Origin of the sequence: Thalassovita mediterranea, from assembly GCF_001458435.1 — a bacterium.
GTDB lineage: Bacteria > Pseudomonadota > Alphaproteobacteria > Rhodobacterales > Rhodobacteraceae > Thalassobius > Thalassobius mediterraneus.
Genome location: NZ_CYSF01000015.1, coordinates 39,809 through 57,903, shown reverse-complemented (window position 1 = coordinate 57,903; position 18,095 = coordinate 39,809). Strand labels below are relative to the sequence as shown.

Genomic DNA, 18,095 nt, shown 5'->3' with positions numbered 1-18,095 from the left:
CTTATTGCGCCGCGACGCGGACAGATTTCCCAACCAACTCACGCGCCAGCTGCAAATAGGCCTGCGCACCTTTGGAATTCGGATCATATTCCAACACCGGCACCGCGTAGGATGGCGCCTCGGACACCCGCACATTGCGCGGGATCACGGTTTCAAACACCAATTCACCCAGGTTATCGCGCGCATCCGCCTCAACCTGTTGTGACAAGTTGTTCCGCGCATCATACATCGTCAGCACGATCCCCTCGATCCGCAGATCGGGATTTGCGGTACTACGCACCTCGCGGATTGTCAGCATCAGCTGCGACAGTCCTTCGAGTGCAAAAAACTCTGACTGCAGTGGAACCAAAACCGAATGTGACGCCACCATCGCGTTCACCGTCAACAGGTTCAAAGACGGCGGGCAATCGATCAGCACATAATCATAGTTCAACCGATCCATCGCATGCTGACGCAACGCATCATGCAGCAAGAACACCCGCTTTTCATTGGAAATCAGCTCAATATCCGCTGAGCTCAGGTCAACCGTCGCAGGAATAATGCTGAGACCTGCGGTGCCGGTCGGCTGAATCACCTGTTCCAGGTCGACCTCATCCAGCAACAGTTCATAGGTGGTGAATTCACGCGCATCGTTTTCGACGCCCAACCCGGTAGATGCGTTCCCCTGAGGATCCAGATCAACCACCAGAACGTTCAGTCCCTGCGCCGCCAACGCCGCCCCGAGGTTAATCGTGGTCGTGGTTTTCCCCACCCCACCCTTCTGGTTGGCGACAGAGATGATCTTGGGCCCCATAGGACGGGTTGGATCAGACATGCGACACTTCCCTAATTCTCAGAACAACGGCCTCAGCCTCTGTCTTACTTGTAAAACGGTCGTACGAGAATCGCCATGTTTGCTGTGCGTCCAGCACCTCTTTTTCCCAAGTGGCACCTTTAGGAAACAGCGCTGTACCCTTTTCGCTTAGGTGCTGATCAGAAAACGCCAACAACATACTCAAATCAGCAAGCGCACGCGCCGAAAGCACATCAGCATTCAGCGGCTCAATCGCTTCAATTCGTTTGTCGATGACTTTGGCGTTCAGCCCAAGTTCACGGATAACGGTTCGCAGAAAGGTCGCTTTGCGTGTATCGCTTTCGACCAAGGTCACGCGAAGGTTTGGTCGATATTCCAATGCAAGCGTTGCGACCACCAGCCCGGGGAAGCCTCCGCCGCTGCCCAGATCGACCCAATGCTCGGCATCCTCAGGCGCATAGCCAAAAACCTGCGCGGAATCGACAAAATGCCGTTCCCACATCTGCCCAAGCGTGGACCGCGCCACCAGATTGATACGCGGGTTCCACTTTTCCAGCAGCGCGACATAGGCGTGCAGCCGATCCAATGTTTCACGTGAAACATCTATTCCAAGGTCACTCACGCGCGTTTCTCCCGCTTGGCTTGCCGAAGCTTTGCCAACAGCAAGGTCAAAGCAGCAGGTGTCATCCCATCCACTCGGGCTGCTTGCGATAGGTTCGCTGGGCGTGCTTGGTTCAACTTCAGCTTCAGCTCATTCGACAGACCATCAATCGCATCGTATTGAAAGTCCTGCGGAATAACTTGTTGTTCGTCCCGTTTCACCGCTTCGACATCGCGTTGTTGGCGCTGAATGTAATTGGCATATAGCGCGTCTTTTTCCAGCTGTTCCTGAATTGCGGGGTCGATATCTGCCAAGGTCGGATCAAGCTCGATCAGCTTGGCAAAGTCTACATCAGGAAATGCCAGGATCTGGAACAAACTGCGGCGCGCGCCATCCTGATTCACCTTCAACCCATGCTCAGACAGCTGGCGTGGCGTATAACTTGCCTCTTCCAGACGCTTGCGACCAGAATCCAGCTGCTGCATCTTGTCTTCAAACGCAACGCGGCGCGCATCAGATGCAAAACCGTGTTCAATCGCCTTAGGTGTCAAACGCTGGTCAGCATTGTCCGCCCGCAAAGACAATCGGAATTCTGCGCGCGATGTGAACATACGATAAGGTTCCGTTACCCCACGCGTGGTCAGATCATCGATCATTACACCGATATAGCTGTCCGAGCGACTAAAAGTCACCGGCGCCTGCCCCAGCGCGCGCGCCGCAGCGTTTACGCCAGCGACGAGGCCCTGCGCAGCCGCCTCTTCATACCCCGTGGTTCCGTTGATTTGGCCGGCAAGGAACAGCCCTGGAACCGTTTTCACAGACAAAACATCGTCCAAGGCACGCGGATCAACATAGTCGTATTCAATCGCGTAGCCCGGTTGCAGGATCACTGCATCCTCCAACCCGTAGATTGATCGAATGTAGTCCAGCTGAACATCCTCGGGCAATGACGTCGAAATGCCGTTTGGATAAACCGTATGATCGTCCGCTCCCTCTGGCTCCAAAAACACTTGGTGCGATGTTTTATCGGCAAAACGGACGATTTTATCCTCGATCGACGGGCAATACCGCGGACCAACGCCGTCAATATGCCCACCGTACATCGCGGAACGGTCGAGATTTTCGCGGATAATCTGGTGCGTGCGTTCATTGGTGTGAGTGATACCACACACCACCTGAGGCGCGGTAACACCTTCGGACATAAAGGAAAATACAACGGGGTCATCATCACCAGGCTGGCTGTCGAGCAGATCCCACTTGATCGTGCGCCCATCCAGACGCGGCGGCGTACCCGTCTTCAGGCGCCCCAGTGGCAGGTTGAAGCTATCAATCCGCTCTGCCAGTTTGACCGACGGTTTGTCGCCTATACGACCACCCGGTCGTTGTTCGTCACCAATGTGGATGATGCCACGCAGGAACGTGCCTGTGGTCAGCACCACTTGCTTGGCATTCAGCGCGGTCCCATCATCCAGCATTGCGCCGCATACGGCACCGTCTTTCATAATGAAATCAGTCGCTTCGCCTTCGATAATGTCCAGGCCGTCTTGCGCCTCCATCTCGGCCAGCATCGCTTCGCGATAGAGTTTGCGGTCGGACTGACAGCGCGGCCCCTGCACAGCGGGGCCTTTGCGACGGTTCAGCAGGCGGAATTGGATGCCAGACACATCCGCAACACGGCCCATCACGCCATCTAGTGCATCCACTTCGCGGACCAGATGCCCCTTCCCTAGCCCGCCGATGGCCGGATTGCAGGACATCACGCCAATGCCTTCGCGTTTCAGCGTCACCAAAGCCGTTTTTGCACCCTTCCGCGCAGCGGCGGCAGCAGCATCACAACCAGCGTGACCGGCACCGATCACCACAACATCGAAGTCGAATTGTTTCACGTGAAACACTCCTCACTTCCCAAGACAGAAGCTGGCGAAGATTTCGTCCAGCAGGTTTTCAACATCAATACGGCCGACCAGTGCGTCGAGGGCACGGATCGCAGTGCGCATTTCCTCAGCTGCCAGTTCGGTCATATCTTCGCCCATTGAGGCGAACATCTTGGCGCTGGTCAGTGCATCCACCGCGCGCTCCATTGCGATCCGATGACGTTCGCGCGTTGCGATGCCGATATTTGCGGTGCGCTGCGACAGTTTTTCGGACACCGCGTCGATCAAGGCGGCCACGCCATCACCGCTGACACCAGATACTGCGCCTGATTTATCATCTAGTAGATCGGCCTTGGCCTTCAACACGATGTCGTCGGATTCCGGTGTGAAGTCCGGGCGCTGATCACCCTCAACCAGAAACACGCGGAGATCCGCCAAGGCTGCGCGTTCGCGGGCGCGCTGAATGCCGATCTCTTCGATCTTGTCCTGCGTTTCGCGCAATCCGGCTGTATCCAGCAGCGTGACGGGCAGGCCGGCGATGTCCATCCGCACCTCGATCACATCGCGCGTCGTGCCTGCGAACTCCGAAGTAATCGCCGCGTCCCGACCCGCTAAAGCATTGAGAAGCGTAGATTTTCCAACATTTGGCGCGCCTACGATAGCCACCTCAAATCCGCTGCGCACCCTTTCGGCGGCAGAAACACCAGCGATTTCTGCGTCGAGTGACGACATCACACCCGTCAGCAGCTCCGTCACCTCGGGTGACACATCAACCGGCACATCTTCGTCGGCGAAATCAATCGTTGCCTCGATCAAGGCGGCGGCGCGGATCAGATCGCGGCGCCATCCTTCGGCCTTGCCGCCCAGATCACCGGACAACACGCGCAGGGCCTGACGGCGTTGCGCCTCTGTCTCGGCCTCGATCAGATCGGCCAGTCCTTCGACCTGGGCCAAATCCAGACGGCCATTTTCCAATGCACGGCGGGTGAACTCCCCCGGTTCTGCCTGACGCAGATCGGAAATCGAGCCTAATTCACGCAAAACTGCGCCGACAACGGCGACAGATCCGTGCAATTGCAGCTCGACCACCGGCTCGCCGGTGAAGCTGGCGCGGTCCTCAAACGTCAGGATCAGAGCCTCATCCAGCCGAACACCATCCGCATCACGCAACAGGCGCAGCCCTGCCCGACGCGGTTCGGGCAAAGTTCCGGCCAGACGTTCACCAGCGGTAAACGCCTGCGGTCCTGAAATGCGAACCACTGCCACCCCGGCCTTGCCGTGTGCGGTGGCAAGGGCGAAGATCGTGTCCATCACGGGGCCCCTGACAGTGTTAACCGTTCATTGAATCGAAGAATTCGCCGTTGGTTTTGGTCTGTTTCAGCTTGGAAATCAGGAATTCGATCGCGTCCGTGGTGCCCATCGGGTTCAGGATGCGGCGCAGAACGAAGGTTTTCTGCAGGTTCTTTGCGTCGACCAGCAGATCCTCTTTCCGGGTACCGGATTTGAGGATGTCCATCGCCGGGAAGACGCGTTTATCCGCAACCTTACGATCCAGAACAATTTCCGAGTTACCGGTGCCTTTGAATTCTTCAAAGATCACCTCATCCATACGCGAACCGGTGTCGATCAGCGCGGTGGCGATGATGGTCAGCGACCCGCCCTCTTCGACGTTACGTGCGGCACCGAAGAAACGTTTCGGACGTTGCAGCGCGTTGGCGTCGACACCACCGGTCAGAACCTTGCCCGACGACGGTACAACAGTGTTGAACGCACGGCCCAGACGGGTGATCGAGTCGAGCAGGATCACAACATCGCGTTTGTGTTCGACCAGACGTTTGGCCTTTTCCATCACCATTTCGGACACGGCAACGTGGCGCGTCGCAGGTTCATCAAAGGTCGAAGAAATGACTTCCCCCTTCACCGAACGCTGCATATCGGTCACCTCTTCGGGGCGTTCGTCGATCAGCAGCACGATCAGGTAACATTCGGGGTGGTTTTGTTCGATACTATGCGCAATGTTTTGAAGCAGAACGGTTTTACCGGTGCGCGGCGGCGCCACAATCAGCGAACGCTGGCCTTTACCGATCGGCGCAACCAGGTCGATGATGCGGGCGGAACGATCTTTGATGGTGGGATCTTCGATCTCCATCTGCAGGCGCTCATCAGGGTAGAGCGGCGTCAGGTTGTCGAACGCGATCTTGTGGCGCGCTTTTTCCGGATCTTCGAAGTTGATGGATTCAACTTCGGTCAGGGCAAAGTAACGCTCGTTCTCTTCCGGTGCTTTGATCACGCCGGACACGGTGTCGCCGGTACGCAGCGAAAATTTGCGGATCATGTCGGGCGATACGTAGATGTCATCTGGACCAGAGAGGTAGTTTGCCTCTGGCGAACGCAGGAAACCGAAACCGTCCTGCAGAACCTCAAGCACACCGTCACCGCCGATGTCCCAACCCTCATCCGCCATTTCGCGGAGAATCTGGAACATCATCTCGCCCTTCCGCATGGTGGAGGCGTTTTCGATCTCCAGCTCTTCGGCCTGGGACACCAGGTCCTTCGGGCTTTTGGCTTTGAGATCGGCAAGGTTCAGACGCTGTACGCTCATAGAAAATCCTGCGTCAACGCCACGCGGCGCTGCACTTACTGTGATGACATGGAAACTTTTGCCTCGGACGAGGCGTGAACCCTTCTTAGGGGCGTCGAGATTTTGAGTCAATTCTCAGAAACGGCATGAACCCTGCTCAGCTCGATCTGAGAACGCCCTGAAGGCCCCTCTTAAAAAAATATAAGAAAAAAGATTTTTTGTATTTGATTTTAGGGGGAAGAATTTCTGTGGATTAGCGCCTTATCCGGTGGTGTTTTCACATGAAAATTGGATTGTTGAAAACTGGTGGGAAAAGTGAAATTTTCATAGCCAGATGAGTCGTATTTTATAACTATATTATCAACCACTTAGCGTCCGAATTACCCTGTTTATAGCCTTGTTGGAAAACTTTGGAATCTGACGGGGTAAGGGCAATTATCCACACGGGCGCGCTTATCCTTGTCCCAAGAGGGTAAGAAAAGGGTATTCGCGTGAAAGTTGGGTGGGTTTTGCACAGGCCGGAAAAGTATCCAGATCATTCATTTCCGATCCACAGGTCTGTTCAATCGGTTTCCCACTGGGTTATCCACATGAGTGAAGAGCATGGGGGTGCAAAAGAAAAATGAAAAAAAATCTGATCCTGGCGTCGGGCTCCGCCATTCGGGCCGAAATGCTGAAAAATGCCGGTGTCGAGGTGCGAATCATCAAACCACGAGTCGATGAAGACATGGTTAAGGATTCGCTCTTGGCCGAGGGGGCGCCGCCGCGGGACATTGCGGACACCTTGGCTGAGATGAAGGCGTTGAAGGTCAGCGAGAAGGAACCGGATGCCTTGGTCATCGGTTGTGATCAGGTTTTGGATTTGGGTGGTCGGATGCTGTCGAAACCCGAAACCCGTGAAGAGGCCCGCGCTCAGCTGATCGACATGCGCGGCGAACGGCACATGCTGCTCTCGGCTGCGGTGATCTGTGAGGCGGGAAAACCGATCTGGCGTCATATTGGGCAGGTGCGTCTGCGGATGCGCGATTTTTCGGACGACTTCCTTGATGGCTATCTGGATCGCAATTGGCCTGAGGTATCGCACAGTGTTGGCGGTTATCAGTTGGAGGCCGAGGGCGTGCGCCTGTTTTCGCGTATAGACGGGGACTATTTCACTGTCTTAGGTTTGCCATTGATGGAAATGCTCAACTACCTGACCCTGAGAGGAGATCTGCAACAATGAGTGCAGCGAAGATTCCCTTGGCCGGTGTGATCGGTCATCCGATTGCCCATAGCAAATCGCCGCGTCTGCATGGTCATTGGCTGCGCAAGTTGGGGCTGGCGGGGCATTATGTGCCGATGGACGTGGCGCCGCAGGATTTCGAAGAGGTGCTGCGCGCCCTGCCCAAGGCGGGATATGTTGGTGTGAACGTCACCGTCCCGCATAAAGAGGCGGCGTTGCGTATTGCCGATGATGTCACGGATCGCGCCGCGCTGATCGGGGCGGCGAACACGCTGACCTTCACTGCGGATGGGCGCATTCACGCGGACAATACAGATGGGTATGGCTTTATTGCTAACCTGCAACAATCCGCGCCGGAGTGGGATCCTGCATCTGGACCCGCCGCTGTTCTGGGCGCTGGTGGTGCGGCGCGAGCGGTGTTGTCATCGCTGTTGGATGCGGGGGTGCCTGAAATATACCTTAGCAATCGCACCCGCCCGCGGGCAGAGGCTTTGCGGGCGGATTTTGGCAACAAGGTCAAAGTGGTCGATTGGGTGCAGGCCGGCAATATGCTGGAAGATGCTGCAACAGTGGTGAACACCACCAGTCTGGGCATGATGGGCCATCCTGAATTGCGCGTGCCGCTGGATGGGCTGCAAAAGGGCGCTTTGGTCACCGATCTGGTTTATAACCCGCTGCAAACACGCCTGCTGCGCGAGGCAGAGGACATGGGCTGTGTCACCGTGGACGGTTTGGGTATGTTGATCCATCAGGCCGTACCGGGGTTTGAACGCTGGTTTGGTCAGCGCCCAGAGGTAGCGGCGGACATTCGCGCCATTCTGCTGCGCTGAGGGGGCTGGGTATGGCGTTTAAACTGGGCCTCACTGGCTCCATCGGGATGGGCAAATCGACCACCGCACAGATCTTTGCCGATCTGGGCTGTGCGGTCTGGGATGCGGATGCGGCGGTGCACCGGATCTACGGGGTTGGTGGTGCCGCTGTGCCTGCTATGGCGGCGCTGTTGCCGGATGCGGTGATTGAGGGGGCGGTGTCGCGGGATGTGTTGAAACAGCACATTATGGCGGATCCGTCAGTGTTAAAACAGATCGAGGCGATTGTGCATCCGCTGGTGGCCGCGGATCGGGCGGCATTCATTGACGATGCGACCGCAGACATATTGGTGTTCGACATCCCGCTGCTGTTTGAAACTGGCGGTGATAAGGGTATGGACGCCAGCGTCACGGTCTATGTCGACGAAGATACGCAGCGCGCCCGCGTGATGGCCCGTGGCACGATGAGCGAGGCTCAGTTCGAAGCGATCCGTGCAAAACAGATGCCGATCGCAGAAAAACGCGCCCGCGCCGACTATGAGATTGAGACAGACACGCCAGATCACGCCCGTTCGCAGGTCGAGGCGTTGCTGGACAGCATTCGCAGCCGTATGGCTGAGACAGGGGATTAACCGATGCGTCAGATCGTTCTGGATACGGAAACCACCGGCTTTGAGGCGGAGGGCAGCGACCGGATTGTCGAAATCGGCTGTCTTGAGCTGTTCAACCACATGCCGACGGGCAAGACGTTTCACGTCTACACCAACCCCGAACGGATGATGCCAGATGAAGCGTTTGGTGTGCATGGTATCGGCCCTGACCTGCTGGAACCACCGCAAGATCCTAAGCCCGGTCAGGTGACATTGCGCGATAAGCCGCTGTTCAAAGAGGTGGCACAGGGATTCCTAGATTTTGTGCAGGATTCCCAAATGGTTATCCATAACGCCAAATTCGATATGCGGTTCCTGAATGCCGAGTTGAAGCGCAACGGTTTCCGTACCCTACCTATGGAACAGTCGCTGGATACACTGGCGATGGCGCGCAAGAAGTTCCCTGGTTCGCCCGCGACGCTGGATGCGCTGTGCCGCCGTTATGGCATCGACAACTCCAACCGTGTGCTGCACGGGGCGTTGCTTGACTCGGAAATTCTGGCGGATGTGTATCTGGAAATGATCGGGGGGCGGCAGCCGGATTTTGGTCTGTCAGCGGTTGCTGGAACTGGTGCAACTGAGGGGACAGTCGGGGATGACTGGCGTCCGTTCCCGCGACCGGCAAAACTGCCACCGCGGATTACCGAGGAAGAAACCGCCGCCCATGCAACATTCGTTGATAAAATGGGCGACGATGCGCTTTGGAAAAAACTGTCCGAACAGTAGTTGGGGGCAGCAGATCAATGGCGAGGGGCGGTTTGACCGCCCCGCCTGATCTTAGTTAGCAGGTGCTGCCGCTGCTTCGGACTGTGCGCGACGTGCCAGTTCGTTGCGGTAGAGCGCCATGAAGTCGATGTTTTCCAGGTTCAGCGGCGGGAAGCCACCGTCGCGGGTCACGTCGGATACGATGCGACGCAGGAACGGGAACAGCAGACGCGGGCATTCGATCAGCAGGAACGGGTGCAGCTGATCCTCTGGTACGTTTTCGATGTGGAACAGGCCAACATAGTCCACTTCCAGCAGGAACAGGTTTTCGCCGCCTTCTTTGTTGGTCGAGGTGACCTGCAGTTTGATCGCCACTTCGTACTGGTTTTCCGTCGCGCGCTTTTTCGCGTCGAGGTTTACCTGTACGTTTACGTCCGGTTGGACCTCACCCGAGGCACCTTTTTGCGCCAGGATGTTTTCAAAGGACATGTCACGGATGAACTGGTTCAGGACGTTCATCTTGACGGCGGGGGCCTGCGGTTGGGCGGCACCATTGTCAGCCATTATTTATCTCCAAGAATAGACTTTCCGCCCTTCCTTATCAGCTAGCAAGGACTGCCTCAATGCTTGGTCCAACCAGAGGGTTCATGTGTTGGGCGTTTGTTTGGATCAACCTCTGTAAACTCGCCTTCGATGATGGTTTCATCAACGGGATGGTTGGGGCGGTGTGGTTGCGCAGTGCTGTGCATTTCGGCGCCCATGCTGAAACTTTGAACCGTGACCCGGGCGCGAATGTAGCGAAAGACCGCCGACCGTACGGCTGGGATCAGCAAGGCAAAGCCGACGCCATCGGTGAAAAAGCCGGGCGTCAGCAGCAAAACACCTGAAATCAGCACCATCGCGCCATGGGCCAATGGTTCTGTCGGATCATCCAGCTGCGAGAAAGAGCGTTGGAGATTGCCAATCGCCAAACGGCCCTGTGCCCGCACCATATAGGTGCCTAACATTGCGGTCAGCACAACGATCAACAGTGTGGACCATGTTCCAATCGCGCCGCCCACCTGAATGAACAGTGCAATCTCGATTACTGGAACTCCGATGAATGCCAGGAGAAGCCACATTGTTTTGACCCTTTCTTTATGTCGGCTGCGGTGGACTTGGCCACCTGCGTCACCTACATAAGGTTCCTAACAGGACGTTTAAACGCCTTTGCGTCGAAAGGGATGGAATGGACTCTGCGATGTTGCAAACACTGGTACTGCTGGGGATCGCTGTATTTCTGGTCATGCGATTGAAAAATGTGCTGGGCACGCGGGAAGGTTTTGAAAAACCGGTGGAACGTGATGCACCGCAACCGGCACACCGTCAGAACACCTTTGAGGTTATCGAAGGTGGCCCTGATCGTGACATCATCGACCACGCCGAAGAAGGCAGCGCCACGGCAACTGCTCTGGCAGAAATGAAGCGGCTGGAACCGTCGTTTAACGTTGGCGAATTCATTGGCGGTGCGCGCTCTGCCTATGAATGGATCTTGATGGGCTTTGAACGTGGTGATCTGGAAGAGCTGAAGCCGTTCCTGGGTTCCGACGTTTATGAAAGCTTCGCCGAGGTGATTGAGGCACGTCACGCCGCTGGTTTGAGCGTTGATGCAGAATTCTTCGGCGTGCGTGAAACGCAGCTGGTTGAGGCAGAGCTGAACGATGGTCTGGGCGAAATCACCGTGCGTTTCGTGGGTGAACTGACCTCTGTGGTCAAAGACGCCAGCGGCGAAATCGTCGAAGGCAAAGCCGATGTGATCAAGCGTCAGAAGGACGTCTGGACCTTTGCCCGTCAGATGGGCAGCGACAACCCGAACTGGCAACTGGTGGCCACGGGCGAATGATCAAACGACTGGCGGCAGCGTCTTTGGCAGGACTGCTTGCGGCCAGTTCGGCGCAGGCGGAGCTATCTTATAAAATCCTGAATTTTCAGGATCTTGATGGCTGGGCCAAAGATGACCACGCCAGCGCTTTGGCGACATTTCGCAACACCTGTATGGATATGGATCAGCCGGATTATGCCGCCCTGTGCGCGCTGGCTGATACCATCGAAAACCCCCGCGCCTTTTTTGAACTGTTCTTTCGTCCCGTCCTGATCGAAGAGGCGGGCAAAGATGCGATGTTCACCGGTTATTTTGAGCCGGAGTTGGACGGATCGCTTACACAGACATCCCGTTACCGCTATCCGGTTTACGCCAAACCGCGCGAGGCGCAGGGACAGTGGCTGACCCGCGAACAGATCGAAACTGGCCCAACGATGAAGGGGCGCGGTTTGGAAATCGCCTGGGTCGATGATCCGGTCGAGCTGTTTTTTCTGCAAATCCAGGGGTCCGGTCGTATCCGCCTGCCTTCTGGTGCGCATATCCGTGTGGGGTATGGCGGCAATAACGGGCACAACTACCGTTCTGTCGGGCAGGAATTGATCCGCCGTGGGGTGTATCAGCCGCATCAGGTGTCGGCACAGGTCATCCAAAACTGGGTGCGGCGTAATCCGGTGGATGGCGCGGCACTATTGCGGACCAACCCGTCCTATGTGTTCTTTCGCAAGGTGACGCGCGTGTCGCCGGAACAGGGGCCGCTGGGGGCGATGAACCGCTCGATCACTGCGCTGCGCTCCATCGCTGTTGATCCGCGCTACACCCCGCTGGGGGCGCCGGTTTGGGTGGAAAAGGACGGCGAAGGGCCGATGCGCCGTCTGATGATCGCGCAGGATACTGGATCAGCCATCAAAGGTGCGCAGCGGGCTGATATCTTTTTCGGAACCGGTGATGTGGCGGGCAAGGCGGCTGGCCGTTTGCGTGATCCGGGGCGGATGTATGTCTTGATGCCGATCCAACGGGCCTATGCCGCCCTACCGGAGGAGGACGCGCTATGACCCGCCGCCGGTTGAACGACGAAGAGGTGGCCCTGTGGAAACGGGTTGTTGAAACGACTGAAAAGATGCACCCCGAACTGACCCGTGCGGAGCTGCCGAAACCAAAACCCAAGCCGGTGAAGAAACCCCGCGCCCATCAGGGGCCGGAGGATCTGCAGGCCTTCCGTATCGGGGCGAAGGCCAAGGGCACAGGTGCGCCGCATAATCTGGCGCCGTCCGTTGGTGATGCCCTGCGCAAAGCACCGGTGCAGATGGACAGCAAACAGTTTGGCAAAATGAAACGCGGCAAGCTGGTGCCCGAAGGTCGCATCGACCTGCACGGCATGACGATGGACAAGGCGCATCCAGCGCTGATCGGGTTTGTCAGCCGCGCCCATGCCCAAGGCAAACGGTTGGTGTTGGTTATCACCGGCAAGGGCAAACACCGAGACGACGGGGGCCCTATTCCGGTGCGTTATGGCGTGTTGAAACATAACGTGCCGCAATGGCTGCGCATGGCCCCGCTGAGCCATATCGTCATGCAGGTGCAAGAGGCGCATATCAGCCACGGCGGCAGTGGCGCGTACTACGTCTATCTGCGCAAAAGTCGCTAGCGCAACGACTGTGCCAGCATCAGTGGCGATAGGATCACATGCGTTGCCTGCTGCGCGGTGATCACGGTGCCGGGCACCAAACCTGACCGACCGGCCATATCGCTTTCAAAGGCTTGCTGTAACTCTTCGCCCTTGCTGAGCAGCTGAATCAACAGTGGTGAGGTTCCAGGCGTGAAATGATCTGCCCCCAGACCCGTTGCAAATTGGCTGACATCAATCAGGGTGACTGGCAAGTCGGACAATTCTGTTGCGTCTTGCAGCCCCCCCAATCGGGCATGGCTGCCATTGATCCGACGGCTGAGTTGCAGCGCGCGGTCGCGCGAGGATGAGAAAATCACAAAAGGATAGGGCAGTTTGGCAAACCGCGCTGCCTGTGCCCGAAACACGTCGACATCCAAATCAGGCGCGACCAGTACAACGCCACCCAGATGGCGTTTCGTCCAGCCGGGGCTGGAGATTTCAATTTGGCGTAGGGTTTCCATCACCAGCATGGTGCCCAACGAATGGCCCACCAGCACGATCTTGCGCGGCTTGGCAGCGCTGACGGCGCGCAGCATTTGTTCCAGCCCGTCGCGGGTATAAAGGACCGAGTCACGGTCATAGGTATAACCCAGCGGGTTCGCCGCTGACGGCCAGGAATAGTGAACAGACAGCCCCTTTAGGTCGAAGTCTTTCTGCATCTGGGCGACCCGGAACAAACCATCGGTGAAAGTGTTGTTATACCCGTGCACATAGATCAGAACGTCGCGTTCTATGGCGGGTAAGTTGTTCAAATCCTGCCGCAATGCACGGGTGAAAGCCTGTACATTTGCATGGTCCTGCCGGCCCGTGACCGCGAAGTGCCGATTTAGATCGGGATTTGGTCCATAGCGGCGGGGCAGCTTCCCCTTTTTTCGATCCGGTGGAATTGAGACATCGACATCAAGAAAGGATAGCTTTTCGGCACGTTCGCCACCAAACCAGCCCTTTTCAGCAGGTTCGCGCTGTGTGGCGACAAAAACAGTTTTCTGTTCCCCAATTCCAGTTGGGTCTGGTGCATAGGGCAATGCACTGCGGTCTGTACAAGCAGCAGTCAGGGACAACAGGGTGAAAACAAGAAACGCGCGCAAAAGAAAGCTCCGGTAGGGTGTCCTACCAGAGCTAGCGCGTTTTAAAGTTCCTATCCAGTGACGTGTTTATGTCATCACTGCACAGATTACAGAACGTAGCGGCTGACGTCGGCGGATTTGGTCAGCTCGCCCAGGTTTTCGTCAACAAATGCGGCGTCCACTGTCACCGACTGGCCGGATTTGTTCGGCGCGGTAAAGCTCAGCTCCTCGAACACCCGCTCCATCACGGTGTAGAGACGGCGCGCGCCGATGTTTTCCACCGTCTGGTTCACCTCTGCCGCGATTTTGGCCAGTGCTGCGATCCCGTCGTCGGTAAAGGTGACGGTGACCTCCTCCGTTCCCATCAGTGCGGTGTACTGGCGGGTCAGGGCGTTGTCGGTTTCGGTCAGGATGCGAACGAAATCACCTTCGGTCAGGGGGCGCAGTTCGACGCGGATCGGCAGGCGGCCCTGCAATTCAGGCAACAGATCGCTGGGCTTTGCGATGTGGAACGCGCCAGAGGCGATGAACAGGATGTGGTCGGTTTTCACTGGCCCATGTTTGGTGCTAACGGTCGTGCCCTCGATCAAGGGCAGTAGGTCGCGCTGCACCCCTTCGCGGCTTACGTCACCGCCACGGGCCTCTTGGCGGGCGCAGACCTTGTCGATCTCATCAAGGAAGACGATGCCGTTCTGTTCCACCGCTTCCAGTGCGGATTTGGTCACGGTTTCATCATCCAAGAGCTTATCCGCCTCTTCGCCGATCAGGATGTCATAGCTTTCGGCAACGGTCATTTTGCGGCGCGTGGTGCGTCCGCCCATCGCTTTGCCAAACAGATCACCAAGGTTCATCATCCCCATCTGCCCGCTGGGCTGGCCGGGAATGTCAAACATCGACATCGGGTTAGAGGTGTCGGCCAGATCCAGTTCGATCACCGTGTCGTCCAGTTCACCCGCCACCAGTTTGCGGCGGAACATGTCGCGGGTGCCTTCGCGGGCATCCTCACCGGCGATGGCGGTGATGACGCGATCCTCTGCTGCTTCGCGCGCTTTGGCTTTCACATCCTCGCGCATGTGGTCGCGGGTCATGGCGATGGCGGCATCCACCAGATCGCGCACGATCTGTTCCACGTCACGCCCGACATAGCCCACCTCGGTGAACTTGGTCGCCTCGACCTTGATAAACGGCGCGCGGGCCAGTTTGGCCAACCGGCGCGAGATTTCGGTTTTGCCCACACCGGTGGGGCCGATCATCAGGATGTTTTTCGGATAAACCTCATCGCGCAGGTCATCAGACAGCTGTTTGCGGCGCCAGCGGTTGCGCAGGGCAACGGCAACGGCGCGTTTGGCGTCGTTCTGGCCAATGATAAAACGGTCCAGCTCGGATACGATTTCGCGCGGTGTCAGATCGGTCATGTGTCTCTGGCTCTTGTCAGTGTTGTGGGAAACCTAAGCACGCGACGGGCAAACGACAAGGCGGCTTGGGTTTCGGAGGGGCCGTCGCGGTTAATGCGACGGCGGCAGTTTGTGTAGCGGTAGGATCGCGCCCAAGGGACGCAGCAACGCCGCGCGGATACGGGCCCAGAACGCCCCGAGGAAGACGAGGAACACGCCAAGCAGCAGCACACTCATCGCCGCGCCCTCGCCGTCAAACACAATCGCGGCCAGCGTCACGGTGTAGCCAATCGCGGCAATCAGGAAGGATCGGCGGTCAATCACAATCGCCACCACGGCAAAGCCGATCAGCCCCGCCAGCAGCAGCGTATAGGCGGCGTCGCTGTCCCCCTCTAGCAGCGACAGCGCCACGGTGTTCACCAGCGCCGGTGCAGCCACCACATGCAGCCAGAACCCTTGGGCAGACCGGCGGGTGACGCGGTGCGGGTCGGACATGTCAAACATCATCGCTATGGCAAAGGTCAGTCCGCCCACGGCCAGCGTGATCAGCGCAAAGGGGCCATCGGCGGACAGTAGGAACAGATCGCTGAAGTCCCGCGGCGTGCCGGATTGATTGGCCGCGACCATCAGCGCCCATGCGAAGACCCCGACGGCAATCAATGCCATGGCAAATGGCACGCGGAACCACAGCCAATGCACGCCGATGGCGACCACAGACAGCGCCAGTGGCAGTTGCAGCGATGAAAAATCCTGCTGACCCAGCATAAAGGGTTGCGCAAAGTAGGTTGTCAGCCCGGTTGCGGCGTTCCCCGCCCAGAGGAGGGACAGCGCAATCGCGGGCGCCACCATGCGGCGACGACGGATGAAGTATTCAGACAGCGCCCAGAGGATCACCGCGCCGACAGCGGCGGTTGTGCCAACCTTCACCTGGATGTTGGTAATCTCTGATATGGCCGAGAGCGAGTTCACCGCCACCCAACCGCTGGTCAGGATCAGCAGACCGATGACGATGAAGATCTCGTTAAAGCCTTTGAACAGCTCGAACGGTTCATCACCTGGCTCCAGATTCTCGCGCGCGCCACGGCGGCTGTCGGCCAATGCGGCCAATGATGCGGCCTGCGCCTCGCTTAGTAGCCCTGCGCCCACAGCGGCGCGAATATCGTCGCGGTCAATCATGGCGGTGTCCTGAATATCTGTTTTCAAATAGATAGGCTGGCCCATGGGCCAGCCTAATGGGGCTTAGCCCTTGATCGTTTCCACAGTCAGGCGACCGTTGGTGTAAACGCAGATGTCGGCGGCAATCGCCATGGCATCACGCGCCACCTGTTCGGCGCTGCGGTCGCTATCCATCATGCCGCGCGCCGCAGCGAGGGCAAAGTTGCCGCCCGATCCGATGGCGGTCACGTCATGCTCTGGCTCCAGCACATCGCCTGCGCCGGTGATCACAAACATATCACGCCCATCGGTGACGATCAGCATTGCCTCTAGGTTTTTCAGATATTTATCGGTGCGCCAGTCCTTGGCCAGTTCCACACTGGCGCGGGCCAGCTGACCCGGCGTGGCCTCCAACTTGGCCTCCAGCCGCTCCAAAAGGGTAAAGGCATCCGCAGTCGATCCAGCAAAGCCGCAGATCACGTCATGGCCCCCAGGGCTCAGGCGGCGCACCTTGCGCGCGGATCCCTTGATCACCGTTTGGCCCAGCGACACCTGACCGTCGCCTGCAATCACCACTTCGCCGTCTTTCTTCACCCCGATGATGGTGGTGCCGTGCCAGCCGGGAAATTGTCCCGAGGAATGCGTCTCTGCCATCTGTGCCTCCGCTTGTCTGGCTGTGTGTTGCGTTTCTATATGGAAGCTGGGGCGCGGTTGCACAAGGTTCTTGGGCAACCGACAGGTGTCTTGCCCTATGGTATAAACCCCCGTAGTTTTGCCCTATTATGGTTGATAAACACGTTGATTTTTATCTTGAGCCGGGGCTGAGATCGTCGACCCTCGCGGGGCAGCACAATTTCATCTGCAAGGTGATTGAAGTTCTGGAAAAGGGCGGCTTCACCACCGCCATTCATGGTAACAGCGCCGCAGAACGCGCCGAAAGCAGGCGGCGCGACAGCTATGCAATGTTTCACATGGATCAGCCGCTGAATGATCGCGGATTGACCATGCGGCGTGTCTATCATTACCCATTTTGGCAGATCGAACCGTCCACCGAACGCTGGGATTGGCGGGTCGCCAAAGCGCGGTTCAAGACTGAAAAAGTAGAACCAGCCGAGGCCCGAAAGTTTTACAATTTCTGGCGAAAACGCCTGTTTGGCGAGGCGGTGCAGGACATTTGCCGTGACGGGTTTGTCTATGTGCCGCTACAGGGGCGATTGTTGGAACGGCGGTCGTTTCAGACCTGTTCCCCGATAGAGATGCTGGTGGCGGTGCTGCAACGCGATCCCGGCCGCAAGGTGATCGCGACCCTGCATCCGAATGAGGTGATTACCCCCGCAGAACACGCGCAGCTGAAGACGCTGACACAGCGCTTCCCGCGTCTGAGCGTGCAGAAAATCCCGATGGAACAGGCGCTGGCGCGGTGTGATTATGTGGTGACGCAGAATTCGTCGGTGGCATTTAACGGCTATTTCTTTGGCAAGCCCTGCGTGCTGTTCGCGCGTGTCGATTTCCACCACATCGCGGGGGATGTGTTCCGCAACGGCCGTGATGCGGCGTTTGACACGGTGCTGTCAGGCGATGCACCGGATTACGCAGGCTATATCTGGTGGTTCTGGCAGGAAATGTCGATCAACGCGGGCCGTGATGGCGCCGATCGCAAGATCCGTCAGGCTATCCGACGGGCGGGCTGGCCTTTGTGACGCGATCCCTGTCCCGG

19 protein-coding genes are annotated in these 18,095 nt (G+C 57.6%); 8 read left to right on the top strand and 11 right to left on the bottom strand.

Annotated features, from left to right (window positions below):
• Position 1: 1 nt before the first annotated feature.
• Genes TM5383_RS13370 through rho form a run of 5 tightly spaced genes read right to left on the bottom strand, consistent with a single transcriptional unit; the run spans position 2 to position 5,870 of the window.
• Positions 2-814 carry a ParA family protein gene (locus tag TM5383_RS13370; protein ID WP_058319552.1) on the bottom strand — a complete coding sequence of 271 codons (813 nt, stop codon included), beginning with the start codon at positions 812-814 and terminating at the stop codon, positions 2-4.
• A complete protein-coding gene (rsmG, locus tag TM5383_RS13365; protein ID WP_058319551.1) occupies positions 807-1,415 on the bottom strand; it encodes a 16S rRNA (guanine(527)-N(7))-methyltransferase RsmG in 609 nt (202 codons plus the stop codon). The genes TM5383_RS13370 and rsmG overlap by 8 nt, the downstream gene beginning before the upstream one ends.
• Positions 1,412-3,289 carry a tRNA uridine-5-carboxymethylaminomethyl(34) synthesis enzyme MnmG gene (mnmG, locus tag TM5383_RS13360; protein WP_082645488.1) on the bottom strand — a complete coding sequence of 626 codons (1,878 nt, stop codon included), beginning with the start codon at positions 3,287-3,289 and terminating at the stop codon, positions 1,412-1,414. The genes rsmG and mnmG overlap by 4 nt, the downstream gene beginning before the upstream one ends.
• A gap of 3 nt (positions 3,290-3,292) precedes the next feature.
• The gene (gene mnmE / locus TM5383_RS13355; protein ID WP_058319549.1) at positions 3,293-4,579 is read right to left on the bottom strand and encodes a tRNA uridine-5-carboxymethylaminomethyl(34) synthesis GTPase MnmE; all 1,287 of its coding nucleotides are present in this window, start codon (positions 4,577-4,579) and stop codon (positions 3,293-3,295) included.
• 19 nt (positions 4,580-4,598) lie between these two features.
• Entirely contained in the window at positions 4,599-5,870 is a 1,272-nt protein-coding gene (rho, locus tag TM5383_RS13350; RefSeq protein ID WP_058319548.1) for a transcription termination factor Rho, read from the bottom strand.
• A 601-nt stretch (positions 5,871-6,471) separates the two neighbouring features.
• On the opposite strand from rho, the gene TM5383_RS13345 reads away from it, so the two are divergent.
• From TM5383_RS13345 to dnaQ, 4 genes are read left to right on the top strand one after another with little or no spacing between them, the layout of a single operon-like run.
• Positions 6,472-7,071 (top strand): Maf family protein, encoded by a 600-nt coding sequence (locus TM5383_RS13345; protein ID WP_058319547.1) that lies wholly within the window; start codon positions 6,472-6,474, stop codon positions 7,069-7,071.
• Positions 7,068-7,901, top strand: a complete 834-nt coding sequence (locus tag TM5383_RS13340) for a shikimate dehydrogenase (protein ID WP_058319546.1) — start codon at positions 7,068-7,070, stop codon at positions 7,899-7,901. Before TM5383_RS13345 ends, TM5383_RS13340 begins: the two co-directional genes overlap by 4 nt.
• Positions 7,902-7,912: 11 nt before the next feature.
• Positions 7,913-8,512 carry a dephospho-CoA kinase gene (gene coaE / locus TM5383_RS13335; RefSeq protein WP_058319545.1) on the top strand — a complete coding sequence of 200 codons (600 nt, stop codon included), beginning with the start codon at positions 7,913-7,915 and terminating at the stop codon, positions 8,510-8,512.
• Positions 8,513-8,515: 3 nt separating this feature from the next.
• Positions 8,516-9,256, top strand: a complete 741-nt coding sequence (dnaQ, locus tag TM5383_RS13330) for a DNA polymerase III subunit epsilon (RefSeq protein WP_058319544.1) — start codon at positions 8,516-8,518, stop codon at positions 9,254-9,256.
• A 51-nt stretch (positions 9,257-9,307) separates the two neighbouring features.
• On the opposite strand, the gene secB is transcribed toward dnaQ, so the two are convergent.
• Positions 9,308-9,799, bottom strand: coding sequence for a protein-export chaperone SecB (secB, locus tag TM5383_RS13325; RefSeq protein ID WP_058319543.1), 492 nt, complete (start codon positions 9,797-9,799; stop codon positions 9,308-9,310).
• Between the two features lie 56 nt (positions 9,800-9,855).
• Positions 9,856-10,356, bottom strand: coding sequence for an FxsA family protein (locus tag TM5383_RS13320; RefSeq protein ID WP_058319542.1), 501 nt, complete (start codon positions 10,354-10,356; stop codon positions 9,856-9,858).
• A 107-nt stretch (positions 10,357-10,463) separates the two neighbouring features.
• Here TM5383_RS13320 and TM5383_RS13315 point away from each other — a divergent pair, with 107 nt between their 5' ends.
• From TM5383_RS13315 to TM5383_RS13305, 3 genes are read left to right on the top strand one after another with little or no spacing between them, the layout of a single operon-like run.
• Positions 10,464-11,117 carry a Tim44/TimA family putative adaptor protein gene (locus tag TM5383_RS13315; protein WP_058319541.1) on the top strand — a complete coding sequence of 218 codons (654 nt, stop codon included), beginning with the start codon at positions 10,464-10,466 and terminating at the stop codon, positions 11,115-11,117.
• Positions 11,114-12,148 carry a murein transglycosylase A gene (gene mltA / locus TM5383_RS13310; RefSeq protein ID WP_058319540.1) on the top strand — a complete coding sequence of 345 codons (1,035 nt, stop codon included), beginning with the start codon at positions 11,114-11,116 and terminating at the stop codon, positions 12,146-12,148. Before TM5383_RS13315 ends, mltA begins: the two co-directional genes overlap by 4 nt.
• On the top strand, positions 12,145-12,741 hold the full coding sequence (locus tag TM5383_RS13305) for a Smr/MutS family protein (protein WP_058319539.1): 597 nt from the start codon (positions 12,145-12,147) through the stop codon (positions 12,739-12,741). The genes mltA and TM5383_RS13305 overlap by 4 nt, the downstream gene beginning before the upstream one ends.
• Here the strand turns inward: TM5383_RS13305 and TM5383_RS13300 are convergent.
• The 4 genes from TM5383_RS13300 to hslV form a co-directional block, all read right to left on the bottom strand.
• Positions 12,738-13,514, bottom strand: coding sequence for an alpha/beta hydrolase (locus TM5383_RS13300; RefSeq protein WP_159438573.1), 777 nt, complete (start codon positions 13,512-13,514; stop codon positions 12,738-12,740). The genes TM5383_RS13305 and TM5383_RS13300 overlap by 4 nt on opposite strands.
• A gap of 422 nt (positions 13,515-13,936) precedes the next feature.
• Complete coding sequence (gene hslU, locus TM5383_RS13295; RefSeq protein WP_058319537.1) at positions 13,937-15,244, bottom strand: ATP-dependent protease ATPase subunit HslU; 1,308 nt, start codon at positions 15,242-15,244, stop codon at positions 13,937-13,939.
• A gap of 90 nt (positions 15,245-15,334) precedes the next feature.
• Complete coding sequence (locus TM5383_RS13290) at positions 15,335-16,399, bottom strand: hypothetical protein (RefSeq protein ID WP_058319579.1); 1,065 nt, start codon at positions 16,397-16,399, stop codon at positions 15,335-15,337.
• A gap of 63 nt (positions 16,400-16,462) precedes the next feature.
• Entirely contained in the window at positions 16,463-17,032 is a 570-nt protein-coding gene (gene hslV, locus TM5383_RS13285) for an ATP-dependent protease subunit HslV (protein ID WP_058319536.1), read from the bottom strand.
• A gap of 128 nt (positions 17,033-17,160) precedes the next feature.
• Here hslV and TM5383_RS13280 point away from each other — a divergent pair, with 128 nt between their 5' ends.
• Positions 17,161-18,078 carry a UDP-N-acetyl glucosamine 2-epimerase gene (locus TM5383_RS13280; protein WP_058319535.1) on the top strand — a complete coding sequence of 306 codons (918 nt, stop codon included), beginning with the start codon at positions 17,161-17,163 and terminating at the stop codon, positions 18,076-18,078.
• Positions 18,079-18,095: the final 17 nt, after the last annotated feature.